Below are 19,421 nucleotides of genomic sequence, written 5' to 3'. Positions count from 1 at the left end.
CGAGGACTTTGTCAGCAGTCTGAGACCGCCAAATGGCGGTCTTTTTTTGGGCTTTATTTTGTATCTTTTGGTTAGTCTTCCAGACCGGCAAGACTTCTGGCAAAGGATTTGGCCTCGAACGGGCGCAGATCTTCGGCAGACTCACCCACACCAATCGCATGCACCGGCTTGCCGAACTTCTCGGCCAGCGCGACAACGACGCCGCCCTTGGCCGTGCCATCAAGCTTGGTGACGATAAGACCTGAAACATTGGTTGCCTGACCAAAGGTTTCGACCTGTGAATGCGCGTTCTGCCCCGTGGTGGCATCCAGCACCAGAAGCGTGTCATGCGGTGCCGTTTCATCGCGCTTTTTGATCACGCGGACGATCTTTTTAAGCTCGTCCATCAGATGGGCCTTGTTTTGCAGGCGACCGGCCGTATCAATCAGCAACAGGTCATAACCTTCGCGCTGCGCCTGTTCGATCGCGTCAAAGGCAAGGCCTGCGGCATCGGCCCCCGTGTCGCGTGCAATCACCGGGCAATCGGTGCGTTCACCCCAGACTTTAAGCTGCTCGACCGCAGCCGCACGGAACGTATCGCCGGCGGCCATCATGACCTTGAGGCCCTGATCCTTGTAGGCCTTGGCAAGCTTGCCGATGGTTGTGGTTTTACCCGATCCGTTCACACCAACCACCAGCACCACATGCGGTTTCTTGTTGGCATCAATTACCAGCGGCTGTGCGACCGGTTCAAGGATCTTGGCAACTTCTTCGGCGATGAATTCCTGGATTTCGGCGGAATCGACTTCCTTGTCAAACCGGGTCTTGGACAGTTCCGCGCTCAGTTTCGCGGCGGTCGTCACGCCAAGGTCGGATGTGATCAGAAGGTCTTCGAATTCTTCAAGCGCATCATCATCAAGACGGCGCTTGGTGAAGATATCGGAAATGCCGGTGGTCAGTTTTGAGGAGGACCGTTTCAGCCCGTCTTTCAGGCGGCTAAACCAGCTTTTTTTCCCCTCTTCACTCATCCCGCAAGCTCCGCTATCAGTTTTCCATCTTCAAGGCCGGTGACTTTGGCCTTTGCTATCGTGCCCGCTTCTATCACGCGATCCAGCAGAACGGGAGCAAAATGCTCCGTATGGCCGGTATTTTCCTTTTCAACCAACACATTCTCGGTCATTCCGATGCGTGATTGCAGGAACTTGTTCAGCTGTACCTCGCCCGCTTCGCGAAGGGCACTTGCCCGTTCCTTGCGCAGGTCCTTGGGCACTTGCGGCATCTTGGCCGCTGGCGTTCCCGGGCGCGAGGAATACGGGAAGACATGCAGATAAATCAGGCCGCATTCATCAACCAGACGCAGGGTATTTTCCGCCATCTCATCGGTTTCGGTGGGGAAACCGGCAATGATATCAGCACCGAACGTCACATCCGGGCGCAGATCGCGGACCTTTTTACAGAAATCGACAACGTCCTGACGCAGATGGCGGCGCTTCATGCGCTTAAGCACCATGTCGTCCCCCGCCTGCAAACTGATATGCATATGCGGCATCAGGCGTGGTTCGGTTTCGATCAGACGAAACAGGTCTTCGTCCACCTCGACCGGGTCAATCGATGAAATGCGCAGACGCGGCAGTTCCGGCACCTGTGCCAGCAACCGGCGCGACATCTGCCCCAGTGTCGGCTTGCCCGGCAAATCGTGGCCATAGGATGTGATATCAACCCCGGTCAGAACCACTTCGCCATAACCGTTGGCCACCAGTTCACGGACCTGGGTAACGATTTCCCCCATCGGCACACTGCGTGAATTGCCGCGGCCATAGGGAATGATGCAGAACGTGCAGCGATGATCACAGCCATTCTGGACCTGCACAAAGGCGCGCGCGCGCCCCTCAAAGCCCGACACAAGATGGCTTGCAGTTTCTTCGACCGACATGATGTCGTTGACCACGACGCGTTCATGTTCGGGCATCATGAAGGTTTCGGCCTTCATCTTGGCGTCGTTGCCAAAGATGCGATCAATCTCGCCCATATTGGCGAACTTGTCGGGATTGACCTGAACAGCACAGCCGGTAACGAAAATCTTGGCGTCCGGGTTTTCGCGGCGCAGACGGCGGATGCTTTGACGTGCCTGACGTTCCGCCTCGGTCGTGACGGCACAGGTATTGATGATGATGGCATCATCAAGTCCGGCATTTTTGGCATGGTCGCGCATCACCTCGGATTCATAGGTGTTAAGACGACAACCAAATGTGACGACGCGCGGCTCTTTCATGCTCGGACTTCTGCGATCCAAAGTTCGGTTTTGGGAATTATTCCGCCAGCGCAAGTCAAAAAGGATGCTGCAAGTGCGGAACGCCCGGCAAGGACATTGATCCTTGCCGGGCGCTGGTTACATACGCTTTTGAACGCTTCAATGCAAGTCCGCGGCCTCATGGCACGCATGCATCGGGCGCGCAAATCATCGTCGGTCACTGATATCAAAGGTTGGAAAAGGCTGCTTACGCCGCGAAATTGCGGTTACGGCCTTCTTTTTTGGCCCGGTAAAGCGCGCCGTCGGCCCGGTCGATCAGTTTTGCTCCGCCTTCCTTGGAAACATATTCCGCAACACCAATCGATATGGTCATCTGACCAAACGAGACACCCGATTGCTTTGCCTTGATTTCACGTTCGGCAATGCGTTTGCTCATATCGTCTGCCAGTGACATGGCATCGACCAGCGGCGTCTGCGGCAGCAGGATGGCAAACTCGTCACCACCATAGCGCGCGACAACATCGCGCCCCTTGATATTGGCCTTCAACATGGACGCAATCAGGACAAGGATTTCATCGCCGATACGGTGACCAAAGCGGTCATTGATCGCCTTGAACTGGTCAAGGTCGACAATCATCACACAGAATGGCTCGGGATGTTTTGACGAGTCGTGCTCTGCAACAAGCAGGTTGAGCTGTTCTTCAAAATACATCCGGTTGGAAACACGCGTCAGGCCGTCGGTATAGGATCGTTCGCGGGTTTCTTCGAGTTCGCGTTGCAACCGTTCGACCTTGCCAAGATACTGATCAAGGCGCTGATGCAGGCCTTCGACCGTGTGTTGCATCTCGTCGGTCTTCTCAATGATCTCGCTTAGAACCGGGCTGACATGCTGATGATCCTTGAGCGTATCAAGAGATCGCGTCAGCAGCGCACCATAATCCTGAAAACCGCTTCGCGCGGTTGTCAGACATTCATCGCTGCTTTCAACAAGCTCGGAAAAGTCTTCCATCCCGCGCTGCAGGAAGTCTGCGGCCTGACGGTCAAAGATATAGCGGTAATACAACTGAAGAAGCGTATCCTCCGCCAAGGGTTCCCCGCTGGCCTGCACTGCATCGATGACGCGCAGGATTTCGGGGTTTTCCTCGGCATAATAGACAAACCAAACATGATACAGTTCGGGTGTCGGGCGCAGGCCACGCTCGCGCAACGCTTTAAGGGTCGCATCCGCAAAATCCCAATGACGGGAAATCTGTTTTTCCGCTGTGGTCACAACGGGTGCTCCGGGCTTGTTTTCATTCGCAAAGACAATGCGTTATGCGCTTAATGCATACCGATTTGCCTCAACATACTCCAAATTGCCCTTCGGAGCCAGATATAGGTCGAAATAAACTACCCTAAAGTGGTGGTTTGATATCGACCTTTAGTTACCTCTGATCATTGTGCCTGCACCGCGTTCGGTGAACAGTTCCAGCAAAACTGCATGTGGTGCGCGACCATCAACGATCACGGCGGCTTCGACCCCGTTTTCAACAGCATCCATGCAGGTTTCGGTTTTGGGAATCATTCCGCCCTGAATGGTGCCATCCGCAATCATTGCATTGATGTGGGCGGTGTCGGCGTCCCGTACAAGGTTCTTGTTCTGATCAAGGATCCCTTTTACGTCGGTCAGCATGTAAAGACGGCTGGCACCAACGGCCTTTGCAATCGCACCGGCAGCCGTATCGGCGTTGATATTATAGGTCTGACCGTCTTCACCGACGCCAATCGGTGAAATGACCGGAATAATGTCGGTATCGATAAAGCAATCAAGAACGTGCGGATCGACCTTCACCGGTTCGCCGACAAAGCCAAGATCAAGGACCTTCTCGATATTGCTTTCCGGATCACGTTTGGTCCGCGTCAGTTTGCGCGCGGTAATCAGGTTGGCATCCTTGCCGCACAGACCAACACCAACGCCGCCTGCGGCATTGATGTTTGATACGATTTCCTTGTTGATCTTGCCGGCCAGAACCATTTCGACAACGTCGATGGTCTGCTGATCGGTGACACGCAAGCCATCAACGAATTCCGACTGGATATTAAGCTGCTTGAGCATCTGGCCGATCTGCGGTCCGCCGCCATGCACAACAATCGGGTTCATACCGACCTGTTTGAGCAACACCATGTCCTGTGCAAACAAACGCGCCAGTTCAGGATCACCCATGGCATGGCCGCCATACTTGACGACTATTTTCTGCCCGTTAAAGCGGCGCATAAAGGGAAGAGCCTCGGAAAGCACCTGGGCACGTGCCAGCATGCGATATGCGCTGGCTTCCGACTGGTCTTCTTCAGAACGGGTTTGGTCGTTCATGTCACTTCCCCATATTGTCGCATTATGTGCCTGCCGGGATCAAAGCAGGGTGGATATTTCTGCCCGCAATTCGGCAAGGCCGGTATTCTTCTCGCTTGAAGTCGCAAAAATCTGCGGCAGGGCTGCCGGGTGTTTGATCAACCCGTCGACCACTTCCTTGATGCGTTTTTCAAGCTGTCCCTTTTTTAACTTGTCTGCCTTGGTCAGCACAACCTGATAAGGCACAGCAGCCTCATCAAGCAGCTTCATCATATCCAGATCAGCCTTCTTGAAGCCATGTCTGGAATCAATCAGAACAAACACACGGCGCAGCGTTACACGCCCGCGCAGGTACTGTTTGATCAAAGCATGCCAGGTATCAACGATATCCTTGGGTGCCTGGGCAAAGCCATAGCCCGGCAAGTCCACGATATAGCACGCACCATCAAGATCGAAATAGTTCAACTGCTGGGTCCGGCCCGGCGTGTTTGACGTGCGTGCAATGTCCTTACGGCCGGTGATCGCGTTGATCAGGCTGGACTTGCCGACGTTTGAACGCCCGGCAAAACAGATTTCTGTTTTGTCTTCCGGCGGCAGTTGTTCGAGCTGTGCGACGCCAAGAACGAAGTTAACCGGGCGGCTAAAAAGCTTCCGCCCGGCTTCGATCACTGAGTCTTCATGCGTCGGTATTGAAGTTGCCGACGGCAGGTTTTCTTGTGTCATCGTCTTTCCTTCCCCGATCTGTCGGGGATGCTCCCCGAAGGGAAGGTCAACCCGTGAAGGGTAGATGGGGATTAAATCCCCATCTTGTACATGATGTAGCGCTGCTGTGCGATGGACAGCAGGTTGTTCCACGCCCAGTAAATCACCAGACCTGCCGGGAAGCTTGCCAGCATGAAGGTAAAGATGAACGGCAGGAACATCATGATCTTCGCCTGGGTCGGATCAGCCGGCGCCGGGTTCAGTTTCTGCTGCAGATACATGGTCACACCCATGATCAACGGCCAGACACCAATCATCAGCATCTGCGGCGGATCCCACGGGATCAAACCAAACAGGTTAAACAGCGAGGTAGGATCGGGTGCCGACAAATCCTGAATCCAGCCAAAGAACGGCGCATGGCGCATCTCAATGCTGACAAACAGAACTTTATACAGCGCAAAGAAGACCGGGATCTGCACAATGATCGGCAGACAGCCCGAAGCCGGGTTGATCTTCTCACGCTTGTAAAGCGCCATCATTTCCTGCTGCTGACGCTGACGGTCGTCCTTGAACTTCTCGCGCATCTCGGTGATTTGCGGCTGCAGCTTTTTCATCGCACTCATCGATTTGTACGACTTGTTGGCCAGCGGGAACATGATCGCCTTGATGATGACCGTGATGATCAGGATCGAGACGCCAAAGTTGCCAACCAGATGATAGAGATACTGCAGGAACAGGAAGAACGGCTTGGTCAGGAAGTAGAACCAGCCAAAGTCAATCGCGAGATCGAAGTTGGTGATCCCGTAATCCTCGGCATAGGTATCAAGCAGGGTCACTTCCTTGGCACCGGCAAACAGGCGCGTTTCAGCAGCACCTTCACTACCAGCAGCAATCGTGCGCGGGGCACCAAGGTAATCGGTCTGATACTTGTCGGCGTTTTCCGCAACATGGTGGCTAAATCGCGTGGTCATTTCCTCGTCGGAGGAAGGTGCCAGTGCAACCAGCCAATATTTGTCTGTAATGCCAAGCCAGCCACCAGTGGTTTTCTGTTCGATTGCACCGTCATCCGCCAGATCGTCATAATCGATCTCGGTCAGCGTACCGTCGATCACGCCAAGCGGACCTTCGTGCAGGATATAGAACCCGGCAGTCTGCGGCTTGTTCTTGCGCGAAATCAGGCCATAGGGATACAGAACGACATCGCCGCCGGTATTGTTGACCACCGACTGGTTGACGGTGAACAGATAGTTCTCGTCAATCGCGATTTCACGTTTGAAGGTCAGGCCTTCACCGTTGTCCCAGGTCAGGGTGACCGGGCTGTCCGGTGTCAGCAATTCTTTATCAGCGGTCCACTGGGTTTCGCTGCTTGGCAGCGCCATACCGCTTTTCGCACCGACCCAGCCAAACTCTGCAAAATAGGCATCGTTGCTGCCGGTCGGGTTCAGAACGTGGATCAGCGGGCTGTCAGGTTCTTCAGTCTCGCGATAATCCTGAAGCTGAATGTCGTCGATCACACCACCGACAAGACGAATCGAACCTTCGACGCGCGGGGTATCAATCTTGATTCGTGGCGATTTAGCCAGCGCGTCTTCGCGCTTAACAGCCGGAACAGCGGGTTGACCACCCGGTACGGCCGGACCGGATACCTGCGGCGCGTTGGTTCCGTCCGCATTAAGCTGTTCGCGAACCTGCGCTTCACGAACCTGAGGACCAGGCTCGGGCGCAAAGAAGAATTGCCACCCGATAAGAATCACAACTGCTGATGCAATTGCTACCCACAGGTTACGTTGTTCGTTCATCGCCTCTTTCCGCTTTTTTCAGCCAGCAGGTGCCGACCGCATATTCTATTTACATGACGAAAGCGCCGGGGACCGGTTTTCACCATCCGACGACGCTTTGTTCTGTTCACAGCCACATCCGGGCACGGGATCATAACCATGACCACCCCATGGATGGCAACGCATTATCCGTTTAAATCCCATCCAGCCGCCTTTTAATGCACCATGACGGGCCAATGCTTCGAGCATAAAAGCCGAACAGGTCGGCTGATAACGGCACGACCACCCGATATATGGCGACAAAAACAGCTGATAGCCGCGAACTGCGACTTGAAGAAGACGGGCAAAAAAACCGGGAGCACGCATGAATGTCATTTTCCCGGGCCTCCTGCCTTCGTCGAACCGGCTGACTTGCTGTTGGCGCGTCCTTTTTTCGGACGACGCGCATCAGGCGCAGACGGCTTGGCATCAGGAACCCGACGCAGGGCAAAACGCATATCATCAATCAGCCTGTCAAACGGCCGATCAATGGTCTGCGCACGACCGATCACAACATAATCCCAACCGGGCAATGCGTGTTCGCTCATCAATTGCTCTGCCACAGCACGCAAACGCCGCCGAACGCGATTGCGGACGACGGCCTTTCCCACCTTTTTGGTGACGGTAAACCCGACTCGTACGAGTCGGTCTTCACCGGCGTATTCTGTGTCCGGTTTGATCCCCGGCCGCGGCGCGCCCTGCAGGATCAATCCCTGTGTAACCCATTTCCGGCGGGTGCCCGCAACACGGAGAAACTCCGCCCGCTTTTTAAGGCGTTCCACCGAAACGGTCACGACATTAGGCCGACAGACGCTTGCGGCCCTTGGCGCGGCGTGCGGTCAGCACACGGCGGCCACCGACGGTCGCGCTGCGGGAACGGAAGCCGTGGCGGCGTTTCCGTACGAGTTTGCTTGGCTGGTAGGTGCGCTTCACTGCACTTACTCCGTTCTAAATAAGGTAATCCGATAAAATTCGAGGTCCGCTGTATAGGGCTTCATACCAGAGCTGTCAACTCGTGACAGGGCATTTACCCCCAGAAAACCGGCAATGCCGCCGGGATTTCGTCCCGACGGCATCCGAAATGCGAATTCGTCACCACTCGATACGTTCGACATTGGAGAATGTCAACTCGGAACCGTCAGAAAACACGATTGTTCCCGACGAATCGGTGCTGAGTTCAAGGGAGTGTCCCTTGCTTTTGGTAATCTCACCCTCATCAAGGACAAGGGTCCAGTCACTCGAGTCGATATTGCTTCCACCGGCCCCGTGCAATTCAATGGTGTCGGTGGTCCATCCGTTGGCACCGCCATCCACATGATCATTGCCATCGCCCATGTTGAAGATGAACAGGTCCGACCCACCCCCGCCATAAAGGCTGTCATCGCCAATACCGCCGATAAGGGTGTCATCCCCCTCACCGCCCAGCAGGATGTCGTTGCCAGCACCACCAAGCAGCATGTCACTGCCTGCTCCACCCAGAAGGCGGTCATTGCCGTCACCACCATCAAGGCTGTCGTCACCACCGCCGCCATCAAGCGTATCGTTGCCAGCACCACCAGTGAACGTGTCTTCGCCCCAACCGGCGCTCAGGGTGTCGTCCCCGGCACCGCCGTCAAACACGTTGTCACCGCCATCCGCATTAAGGATATCGTTGCCATCGCCACCATAGAAGGTGTCATCCCCCCAGGCGCCGTGGATCGAGTCATCGCCACCACCGCCCCAGACGGTGTTGTGGCCGCTCCCCGCATCAATGCTGTCATTGCCATCACCAGCCGAAATGGTGTCCTTGTCGCTTCCGGTGGTGATGCTGTCATCCCCACTGCCGGTATCGATGGTATTGCGGCCTTCCCCGGCGGTAATGGTGTTATTGCCATCACCGGCATCAATCACATCGTCACCCGATCCGGTCATGATGGTGTCATCGCCGATCCCGGATGCGATGGTGTTTTTGCCTTCGCCGACATTTATATAGTTGTCGCCATCCCCGGCACTGATGGTGTCGTTGCCACTGCCGGCCAGAATGCTGTCATCCCCCGATCCGGTCGTGATGTCGTTGCGACCTTCACCAGCACTGACATAGTTATCGCCATCGCCGCCCAGAATGGTGTCATCACCACTTCCGGCATAGAGGCTGTCATTCCCGGCACCGGTTTCGATATAGTTTTGGCCTTCGCTGGCATAAACAATGTTGTCACCGGCACTGGATCTGATCGTGTCACGGTCGCTGCCACCCGTAATATAGTCATTGCCGGTGCCGCCATCGATGGTGTTGCGGCCTTCGCCGGCGAGAACAATATCGTCGCCACTGCCTGTAGTGATCACATCGTCGCCGTGTCCCGTCCAGACCGTATCATTGCCGGCATTTGTGCTGATGGTGTCGTCACCACCATTGCCATAAACGGTGTCATTACCCGATCCGGTTTCAATCTCACTGTCGCGATACCAATCCCAAACGACTTCGTCGTCGTCCTGAACGGGATCAAAGGTAACTTCAAGAATAGCTGTGGTGGTTGCGGTATCGTCGCCATCGCGCGACTGGACCGAAACAGTCAGCTCAAACGTGCCGGCATAATCACTGGCCGCCGAAATGGTCAGGCCCGACAGCTGTGCCGATGTCAGCGTCCAGGTGCCGTCGCCATTGTCGGTACCGGCCGACAAGGTCGCACCCTCTGGCACGCCACTGACGGTAACCGTCAAGGTCTCGCTTGCATCCGTGACCGCCGCATCAATATCAAGCGCAACGGCGGTTCCTTCATCGCCACTTGCATCTTCGACTTCAAGGGTCGGGGTATCTGCCACGCCAGCGACATTCACCGTGATCGTATCACTCACACTGCTGGTATCGCTGCCATCGGTCGACGTCACGGTGACCGCAAGGTCAAACGCACCGGAATAATCATCTGGCGGGGTGATTGTCAGCCCCTCAAGGTCGCCAGCACTCAAAGTCCAGGTGCCATCACCATTGTTGGTACCGGCCGAAAGGCTCGCCCCGTCTGGCACGCCGGACACCGTAATCGTCATGGTTTCGGAGCTGTCACTCAGCCCGGCATCGATGGCAAGCGCGATGTCCGTGTCTTCATTGCCCGATATATCGGACACATCAAGGCTCGGCGTATCCGCCACACCGCCAACATCCACTGTGATGGTATCGCTAATCGTCGCGGTATCTGTGCCATCGGTCGAGATCACAGTAACATCCAGATCGAACGCGCCGGAATAATCCTCTGCCGGTGTCAATGTCAGCCCTGCAAGGTCTGCCGCTGCCAAACTCCAGGTCCCATCGCCGTTATTGGTACCCGCAGACAGGCGCGCACCTTCCGGGACACCCGAAATTGTCACCGACAGCACTTCCGAGGCATCGGAAAGCCCGGCCTCGATATCAAGCGCAATATTACTGTCTTCCGAACCCGACGCATCCGACACATCCAACGTCGGCGTATCCGCAACCCCGGCAACATCCACAGTGATCGTATCACTTACACTGGCAATATCCTCGCCGTCGGCAGAGGTCGCCGTAACACGCAAATCGAACGACCCGCTGAAATCCTCAGCCGGGGTCACCGTCAAACCATCAAGCTGTTCAGGGTTCAAAGTCCAGGAGCCATCACCATTATCCGTACCAGCCGACAAGGTTGCACCTTCCGGAACTCCGGAGATCGTCACCGTCAGCGTTTCAGAACTGTCCGCAAGACCCACATCAAGATTGAGTGCGATCGCAGAATCTTCGTTACCAGATGCATTGCTTACATCCAGAGCTGGTGCATCCGCAACACCAGCCACATCCACCGTGATCGAACCGCTGGTGGTCGCAACGTCCTCGCCATCCGCAGAGGTAACCGTCACGCCAAGATCAAACGAACCGCTGAAGTCTTCTGGGGGCGTGATGGTCAGACCTGAAAGCTGATCAGAGCTCAATGTCCAAGTACCGTCGCCATTATCGGTACCTGCCGACAAGGTTGCACCGCCCGGAACACCCGAGATCGTTACCGTGAGCGTTTCTGAGCTATCGGCAAGACCCGCTTCGACATCAAGGGCAATCGCAGAATCTTCGCTGCCAGCAGCATTGCTGACGTCCAGCGTCGGCGCATCTGCAACGCCGCTTACATCAACTGTGATCGAACCAGTCGTGGTCGCGACGTCTGCGCCATCGGTAGAGGTCGCCGTCACGCCGAGGTCGAAGGAACCACTGAAGTTCTCGTGCGGCGTGATCGTCAAACCGTCAAGCTGCTCAGAACTTAGCGTCCACGTGCCGTCACCATTATCAGTGCCAGCCGACAAGGCAGCACCTTCCGGAACGCCAGAGATCGTTACCGTGAGCGTTTCTGAGCTATCGGCAAGCCCGGCATCAATGTCCAGTGCAATTGCATTGTCTTCGTTGCCTGTCGCATCAGAAGTATCCAGCGTCGGCGCATCGGCAACACCGGCCACATCCACCGTAATAGACCCGGTCGTGGTCGCGACGTCTTCGCCATCCGCAGAGGTCGCCGTCACGCCGAGGTCGAAGGAGCCGCTGAAGTTCTCGGGCGGGGTAATCGTCAAACCTGCAAGCTGCTCAGAGCTCAACGACCAGGTGCCGTCGCCATTATCGGCACCAGCCGACAGTGTGGCGCCATCCGGAACGCCAGAGATGGTGACCGTCAGGGTTTCCGAGCTGTCAGTGAGACCAGCATCTATGCTGAGCGCGATGGCACTATCTTCGTTACCGCCTGCGTTTGAGACATCCAGAGCTGGTGCATCCGCAATACCAGTCACGTCAACCGTGATCGATCCGGTCGTAGTCGCGACGTCTTCGCCATCCGCAGAAGTTGCCGTCACACCAATATCAAACGACCCACTGAAGTTCTCAGGTGGCGTGATCGTCAAACCTGCAAGCTGCTCGGAGCTTAGCGTCCAAGTGCCGTCGCCATTATCAGTGCCAGCCGACAAGCTTGCGCCATCCGGAACGCCGGAGATCGTCACCGTCAGCGTTTCAGAACCATCCGCAAGACTTGCATCAAGATTGAGCGCAATCGCCGTATCTTCGTTGCCAGATGCATTGCTGACATCCAGCGTCGGCGCATCAGCAACGCCGCTCACATCAACCGTGATCGAGCCAGTCGTGGTCGCAACGTCCTCGCCATCCGCAGAGGTTACCGTCACACCAAGTTCAAACGATCCGCTAAAGTCCTCTGGCGGGGTGATCGTCAAACCATCAAGCTGCTCAGAGCTTAGCGACCATGTGCCGTCACCATTATCAGTACCGGCAGACAAGGCCGCACCATCCGGAACGCCAGAGATCGTCACCGTCAGTATTTCAGAACTGTCCGTAAGACCGGCATCGATATCGAGTGCGATGGCACTATCTTCAGAACCGCTTGCATTTGCGACATCCAGCGTCGGAGCATCTGCAACGCCGGCAACGTCAACCATGACGGTGTCGGTAACCGATGCGATATCAACTCCGTCCTGCGTGCTCGCGGTAATTTCAAGATCGAAACTGCCACTGAAATCGGACGGTGGCGTAACGCTGAGACCTTCGAGTTGATCACCGCTCAGGGTCCAGGTGCCGTCACCATTGTCTGTCCCAGCCGACAGCGTCGCACCTTCTGGCACACCGCTAATCGTTATGGTCAGCGTCTCACTCGAATCCGCCAAACCTGCGTCAATGTTCAAGGCAATGGCGCTGTCTTCATTGCCGCTGGCGTCAGAAACATCCAACGTCGGATCATCTGCAACACCAGTGACGTCAACCGTGATCGAACCGGTCGTGGTCGCGACGTCTTCGCCGTCAGCCGATGTTGCCGTCACGCCAAGATCAAATGATCCGCTGAAGTCCTCAGGCGGCGTGATGGTCAGACCTTCAAGCTGACCCGGTTCCAACGACCATGTGCCATCGCCATTGTTCGTTCCAGCTGACAGGGTTGCGCCATCCGGAACACCACTAATGGTGATGGCTAGCGTTTCAGAGCTATCCGTCAAACCGGCATCAAAATCGAGTGCGATGGCCGAATCTTCATTCCCCGAGGCATTGTTCACATCCAGCGTCGGTGCATCGGCGACACCCGTCACATCAACTGTGATGCTGTCGGTGGTGGTTGCAACATCCAAACCGTCAGCCGAGGTTGCAGCAACCCCAAGTTCGAACGAACCACTGAAATCATCTGGCGGTGTGATTGTGAGACCTGCCAGCTGATCCGAATTCAACGTCCAAGTTCCATCACCGTTGTCGGTACCAGCCGACAAGGTCCCCCCATTCGGAACGCCACTGATTGTAACTGTGAGTGTCTCGGAGCTGTCAGTCAGGCCTGCATCAATATCAAGCGCGATGGCGCTGTCTTCGTTACCGCTTGCGCTTGAGACATCCAGAGCTGGTGCATCCGCAACACCAGCAACATCAACCGTGATCGAACCAGTCGTTATCGCAACATCCGATCCATCTGCCGAAGTCGCCGTCACGCCCAGATCAAACGAACCGCTGAAGTCTTCTGGGGGCGTGATGGTCAGACCTGAAAGCTGCTGAGAACTCAACGTCCATGTGCCGTCGCCATTATCGGTACCAGCCGACAAGGTTGCACCGCCCGGAACACCAGAGATTGTGACCGTCAGGGTCTCGTTGGCATCCGTCAGCCCGGCGTCGATGTTCAGCGCAATGGCATTTTCCTCGGTGCCGCTTGCATCGGAGAGATCGAGCGTCGGGGCATCAGCGACCGCAGCGACATCAACGGTGATCGAACTTGTCGACGTCGCGACGTCTTCGCCGTCAGCCGACGTTGCCGTCACGCCAAGGTCAAACGAACCGCTGTAGTCCTCAGGCGGCGTGATGGTCAAACCTTCAAGCTGCTCAGAGCTTAGCGTCCACGTGCCGTCACCATTATCGGTCCCGGCAGACAAAGCCGCGCCGTCCGGCACGCCGGAGATCGTAACTGTCAGGGTTTCACTGGAATCCGTCAGCCCGGCGTCGATATTCAGCGCAATGGCATTGTCCTCAGCGCCGCTTGCATCGGAGAGAACGAGCGTCGGCGCATCAGCGACACCGATTACATCAACGGTAATCGAACTTGTAGTCGTCGCGACATCTTCGCCGTCAACCGAAGTTGCCGTCACACCAAGATCAAAAGATCCGCTGAAGTCTTCTGGTGGCGTGATGGTCAGACCTGAAAGCTGATCAGAGCTCAACGACCATGTGCCGTCACCGTTGTCGGTACCTGCCGACAAGGTTGCCCCGCCCGGAACGCCTGAGATCGTGACCGTGAGAGTTTCTGAGCTATCGGTAAGCCCAGCATCAATGTCCAATGCAATTGAATTGTCTTCGTTGCCTGTAGCATCAGACAGATCCAGCGTCGGTGCATCTGCAACGCCGGCGACATCAACGGTGATTGAGCTGGCCGTTGTTGCAACATCCGATCCATCTGCCGAAGTCGCCGTCACACCAAGATCGAACGAGCCGCTGAAATCTTCGGGCGGTGTGATTGTGAGACCTGCCAGCTGATCCGAATTCAACGTCCAAGTCCCGTCACCGTTGTCGGTACCGGCCGACAAGGTCCCGCCATTCGGAACGCCACTGATTGTAACCGTAAGCGTCTCAGAGCTATCGGCAAGCCCGGCATCGATGTCCAGCGCAATCGCAGAATCTTCGTTGCCAGATGCATTACTGACGTCCAGCGTCGGTGCATCCGCGACACCCGCCACATCCACCGTGACCGAACCAGTGGTGGTCACAACGTCTTCCCCATCCGCAGAAGTTGCTGTTACGCCAAGGTCAAACGATCCGCTGAAATCCTCAGGCGGGGTGATCGTCAGGCCTGCAAGTTGCTCAGAGCTTAGCGTCCATGTCCCGTCCCCATTGTCGGCTCCGGCCGACAAGGTCGCACCATCCGGAACGCCGCTGATCGTGATGGTGAGTATTTCGGAACTGTCGGTCAGACCCGCTTCAATATTAAGCGCAATCGCACCATCTTCATTGCCCGATGCATCGCTTATATCCAGCGTCGGAGTATCGGCGACGCCTTCAACGTCAACGGTGATTGAGCCGGTCTGTGTCGCAACGTCTTCGCCATCCGCCGACGTTGCCGTCACACCAAGATTAAACGAACCACTGAAATCTTCCGGCGGCGTGATCGTCAGACCTTCAAGCTGATCCGAGTTCAGTGTCCAGGTACCATCGCCATTATCCGTGCCCGCAGACAAGGCGGAACCTTCTGGCACGCCACTGATGGTCACGGTCAGTGATTCACTTGAATCAGCAAGGCCCGTATCGATATCGAGTGCGATCGCACTATCTTCGGAGCCGCTTGCATTTGCGACATCCAGTGTCGGCGCATCGGCAACGCCAGCCACATCAACTGTGATGCTGTCGGTCGTGGTCGCGACGTCTTCGCCATCCGCAGAGGTCGCCGTCACGCCAAGATCAAACGAACCACTGAAGTTCTCAGGCGGGGTGATCGTCAAACCTGCAAGCTGTTCAGAGCTTAGCGTCCAGGAGCCATCCCCGTTATCCGTACCAGCTGACAGGGTTGCGCCATCCGGAACGCCACTGATTGTCACGGCCAGTGTTTCACTTGAATCCGTAAGGCCAGCATCAATATCGAGTGCGATCGCACTATCTTCAGAACCGCTTGCATTTGCGACATCAAGTGTCGGCGCATCGGCGACACCCGTTACATCAACTGTGATGCTGTCGGTGGTGGTCGCAACATCCGAACCGTCAGCCGAGGTTGCAGTAACCCCAAGATCAAACGACCCACTAAAGTTCTCAGGCGGCGTGATCGTCAGACCTTCAAGCTGGCCCGGCTCCACCGACCATGTGCCATCACCATTGTCGGTACCAGCCGACAAGCTTGCTCCTTCCGGAACGCCGGAGATCGTAACCGTCAGTGATTCACTTGAGTCGATAAGATCCGCATCAATATCCAGCGTAATAGCATTGTCTTCGTTGCCGGAAGCATCCGAAACATCCAGCGTTGGCGCATCCGCAACGCCCGCGACTTCAACTGTGATGCTGCCGGTCGTTGTCGCAACATCCGATCCATCTGCCGACGTTGCCGTCACGCCAAGATCAAATGAACCGCTGAAATCCTCAGGCGGCGTGATCGTCAGACCTTCAAGCTGGCCCGGCTCCAGCGACCATGTGCCATCGCCATTGTTCGTACCAGCTGACAAGGTTGCACCGCCCGGAACACCAGAGATTGTGACGGTCAGGGTTTCGGAACTGTCCGTCAAACCTGCGCCGATATTAAGCGCAATCGCGCCATCTTCGTTGCCGGATGCATCGCTGATATCCAGCGTCGGAGTATCGGCGACGCCTTCGACGTCAACAGTGAGGTTTTGCATCACAACGGCGGTATCATCACCATCGGTGGTCGACACCAGAACCGAAAGATCGATTTCGCCGCTGAAGTCTTCCGCAGGTGTGATGCTCAGGCCTTCGAGCTGATCCGCACTCAGCGTCCAGGTGCCATCCCCATTATCCGTCCCGGCAGAAAGCGTTGCACCATCTGGCACACCTTCAATGGTGATCGCGAGGTTTTCACTGCCATCCAGAAGTTCGGTATCGATATCAAGCGCGATCACGCTGTCTTCAGTACCACTGGCATCGGAAACATCAAGCGTTGCGCCATCCGCAACACCAGTGACGTCGACGGTGAAGCTGGTATTTGTTGTCGCAACACTGCCATTGGCTTCGCGACTGGTTGCCGATATGTCGAGATCAATCGATCCGCTGAAATTGTCCGGCGGCGTCAGGGTCAAACCGCTCAGCTGTCCCGGCGTGAGGGTCCAGGTACCATCGCCATTATCCGTACCAGCCGAAAGAGCAGCCCCGTCGGGCAAACCGGAAATCGTGATGGTGAGCGTTTCACTGCCGCCATCAAGATCATTAAGCGATGCCGACAGATCAAGGGCAATGGCACTGTCTTCGGCACCGGTAACATCATCCGCACTCAGAGACGGCGCATCAGCGACCTTGGGGCCTTCGACCTCGAGCTCGTCCTCGGTATCAAGTTCATCCTCAAGAAGAAGCTCGTCTTCTTCTTCAAGCTCGTCTTCGGCAACCGCGGCTTCTGGCGCTGGTGCCTGTTCAACGGAGGGAATGAATTCGGGCCGAAGACCTTCGTCCGTACCCGGGCCAGGTTCTTCGCGCTCACCGCGCAGCGCATTGGTATCATTGGTCGCAAGCGGAATTTCCGGCAAATCAACCGTGCTCGGCTCCGATTGCAGGGACAGGTCATCTGCCCCGTCCGACCCAAGATTGCTTTGGAATGTGTCAGCCCCGGTATCGAGATTGTTTTCGATCTCGGCCGTTTCATTCAGGGAAATGGTCTGTTGTTCGGTGGCCTCTCTGGCCTGCGCACGTTCCTGACGCTGGGCTGCGGCATTCTGGCGCTGGAAAGCCTGCTGTTCTTCGCCTTGCGGATTTCGGATCTGGGTACCGTAATGAACCGATCCCAGTTCCTGTTCCTGCGGACGCGCGGAACTGTCCTGGTCATCATGCAATTCGACCAGTTCATCACCCTCGCCATCCTGACCAAGCGAACGCTCCAGATCCTCTGTCGAGGCCTGGTGGTCAAGATCACTCCGACCATCGTCAGAGCGGGAATTTTCAGTATTGCGCGCGTCGTCCGCCATCTAACCCATTCTCCGTAAAGCGCGGAACAGGATAGGCCCGCCCCACACTTCTATACAATAGTATAGATTCACTGGTAACAACCAGCGAAATGTACGGCCAGGCAGTAGAAATGAGGACCATTTCCAGCGGGACCAGATAATTGCTCAGCGTTCGCTAAACGCTTGATCAAGCGAAACATAGACCGGCTTCAACAGATATTGAAGGAGAGTCCGCTCCCCGGTCTGGATATCGGCCTGGACCGTCATCCCGGGAATAATCTTCTGAGCTGCCGCACCTTCGCCGACTGCATCGGCTTCCAGCGCAACCTTGCCCTTATAATACGGACGTCCATCCTCATCAACAAAAGTAGAGGCCGATATCGATACCAATTCACCATTGATGCCGCCATAGCGGATGAAATCAAACGCACTGACCTTGACCGTTACCGGCTGCCCAAGGTGAACATGGCCGATATCCTCGGTCGAAATCCGGGTTTCGGCGATTAAAACATCATCAACCGGCACCAGCTCCATCACCACCTGTGCAGGGGCAATGACACCGCCAATGGTGGTGAACTGAAGGCCTTTGATATAGCCCCGCGTGGGCGCAATGATTTCAAGCCGGTCGACGCGATCGCGCAGTTTGCGCAGCGCTTCGCGGGCCTGGGCAATTTCGCCGCCCAGACGGCCAAGTTCGGTAATGGCCTCTTCGCGTTGCGTTTTTTCAAGCTCGTTCAGGCGCAGGTTTGCCTCGGCGATGGTTTCACGCGCCCGCGCCTTTTCGGCAATCACACCCGAAAGGTTGCCTTGGGCCTCATTCAGTTCGCGCTGGATATTGAGAAACAGCACCTTGGAATTAAGCCCCTGCTCATAGAGCGACCGGCGCATGGTGACTTCCTGGCTCAGCAGATCAACCGATTTGCGAAGGGTTGCTTCCTGCTCGCTCAGTTGGGCCAGTTCGGCATTGCGTTCCTTGATCTGGACCTGAAGGATTTCGCTCTGGTTGGCATCAAGCTCGGTCTGGATGCGATAAATCTCATCCTGATTCTGCGCAAGTTCGGGATATTGCACCATCAGGGTGGTGAAATCCGGTTCGCGGCCCTCGGCTAAGGCGCGGTAACGTTCGGCTTCAAGCTGCAAGTTGCCAAGCCGTGTTTCGGTCTGGGACAGTTCCGCCTGCGCCCCGTCGGCCTTGAGACGGATCAGAACCTGTCCTTGTTCCACAAGGTCACCGTCGCGCACCATGATCTGCTCAATGATGCCACCTTCAAGATGCTGGATCTTGTTGACCGCACTTGTTGGCATGACCTGCCCGAATGTGATCGCAGTTTCCTTGATTTCGGTGGTCGCAGACCATGCGATCAAGGCAAGGAAGCCAACCGAAAGCATCACCATCGCAGAACGCACAAATACGGAAATCCCGCCTTCTTCAAGCAGGACCGCGTGCGACAAATACCGCGCCATGCGTCGGGATCGCCGGAACCGCTGGATCGCAGTATCCTGAACTGCTGCTTCACTCATAGGTAGCCTCCGTCTATCACTTGCTGCTTGATCCGTTCGGGCGGCCCGTCGCCGCGCAACTGTCCGCCTTCAAGCACAAGAATGCGGTCCGCCAAATCCAGATGACTTGGTCGATGGGTAATCAGGAAAATGGTCGAACCGCCACGCAGACGATTGATCGTGCTTTGGAAGGCACGGTCGGCCCGCTGGTCGAGACCATTGGTGGGTTCATCAAACAAAATGATCGGCGCTTCGCGCACAA

At 56.0% G+C, this 19,421-nt stretch carries 11 protein-coding genes and 1 pseudogene; all 12 read right to left on the bottom strand.

The window, feature by feature from the left end; all coding sequences use genetic code 11:
• Positions 1-71: 71 nt before the first annotated feature.
• Positions 72-1,007: a signal recognition particle-docking protein FtsY gene (ftsY, locus tag B3Z49_RS11770; RefSeq protein WP_296991015.1), complete on the bottom strand. Its 936-nt coding sequence runs from the start codon at positions 1,005-1,007 to the stop codon at positions 72-74.
• Positions 1,004-2,251, bottom strand: coding sequence for a tRNA (N(6)-L-threonylcarbamoyladenosine(37)-C(2))-methylthiotransferase MtaB (gene mtaB, locus B3Z49_RS11765; RefSeq protein ID WP_296991013.1), 1,248 nt, complete (start codon positions 2,249-2,251; stop codon positions 1,004-1,006). Before mtaB ends, ftsY begins: the two co-directional genes overlap by 4 nt.
• A gap of 226 nt (positions 2,252-2,477) precedes the next feature.
• Positions 2,478-3,500 (bottom strand): GGDEF domain-containing protein, encoded by a 1,023-nt coding sequence (locus tag B3Z49_RS11760; protein ID WP_296991011.1) that lies wholly within the window; start codon positions 3,498-3,500, stop codon positions 2,478-2,480.
• A 150-nt stretch (positions 3,501-3,650) separates the two neighbouring features.
• Entirely contained in the window at positions 3,651-4,580 is a 930-nt protein-coding gene (gene argB, locus B3Z49_RS11755; protein ID WP_008891492.1) for an acetylglutamate kinase, read from the bottom strand.
• Positions 4,581-4,619: 39 nt separating this feature from the next.
• The gene (gene yihA / locus B3Z49_RS11750; protein ID WP_197146773.1) at positions 4,620-5,282 is read right to left on the bottom strand and encodes a ribosome biogenesis GTP-binding protein YihA/YsxC; all 663 of its coding nucleotides are present in this window, start codon (positions 5,280-5,282) and stop codon (positions 4,620-4,622) included.
• Positions 5,283-5,353: 71 nt separating this feature from the next.
• Positions 5,354-7,060 carry a membrane protein insertase YidC gene (yidC, locus tag B3Z49_RS11745; protein WP_296991005.1) on the bottom strand — a complete coding sequence of 569 codons (1,707 nt, stop codon included), beginning with the start codon at positions 7,058-7,060 and terminating at the stop codon, positions 5,354-5,356.
• A 45-nt stretch (positions 7,061-7,105) separates the two neighbouring features.
• The gene (yidD, locus tag B3Z49_RS11740) at positions 7,106-7,405 is read right to left on the bottom strand and encodes a membrane protein insertion efficiency factor YidD (RefSeq protein WP_040824357.1); all 300 of its coding nucleotides are present in this window, start codon (positions 7,403-7,405) and stop codon (positions 7,106-7,108) included.
• 5 nt (positions 7,406-7,410) lie between these two features.
• Positions 7,411-7,860 carry a ribonuclease P protein component gene (gene rnpA / locus B3Z49_RS11735; RefSeq protein ID WP_296991017.1) on the bottom strand — a complete coding sequence of 150 codons (450 nt, stop codon included), beginning with the start codon at positions 7,858-7,860 and terminating at the stop codon, positions 7,411-7,413.
• Between the two features lie 16 nt (positions 7,861-7,876).
• Complete coding sequence (rpmH, locus tag B3Z49_RS11730) at positions 7,877-8,011, bottom strand: 50S ribosomal protein L34 (protein ID WP_007091264.1); 135 nt, start codon at positions 8,009-8,011, stop codon at positions 7,877-7,879.
• Positions 8,012-8,170: 159 nt separating this feature from the next.
• The gene (locus B3Z49_RS11725) at positions 8,171-17,680 is read right to left on the bottom strand and encodes an Ig-like domain-containing protein (protein ID WP_296990995.1); all 9,510 of its coding nucleotides are present in this window, start codon (positions 17,678-17,680) and stop codon (positions 8,171-8,173) included.
• A gap of 144 nt (positions 17,681-17,824) precedes the next feature.
• On the bottom strand, positions 17,825-19,180 hold the full coding sequence (locus B3Z49_RS11720) for an HlyD family type I secretion periplasmic adaptor subunit (protein WP_296990993.1): 1,356 nt from the start codon (positions 19,178-19,180) through the stop codon (positions 17,825-17,827).
• Positions 19,177-19,421, bottom strand: a pseudogene (locus B3Z49_RS11715) (peptidase domain-containing ABC transporter); the annotation flags it as partial. The gene B3Z49_RS11720 and the pseudogene B3Z49_RS11715, both read right to left, overlap by 4 nt.

It is taken from the genome of Thalassospira sp. UBA1131 (assembly GCF_002311515.1).
Lineage (GTDB): Bacteria > Pseudomonadota > Alphaproteobacteria > Rhodospirillales > Thalassospiraceae > Thalassospira.
Note: the sequence above shows the minus strand (reverse complement) of the source record. Positions and strands in the feature narration are given on the sequence as shown.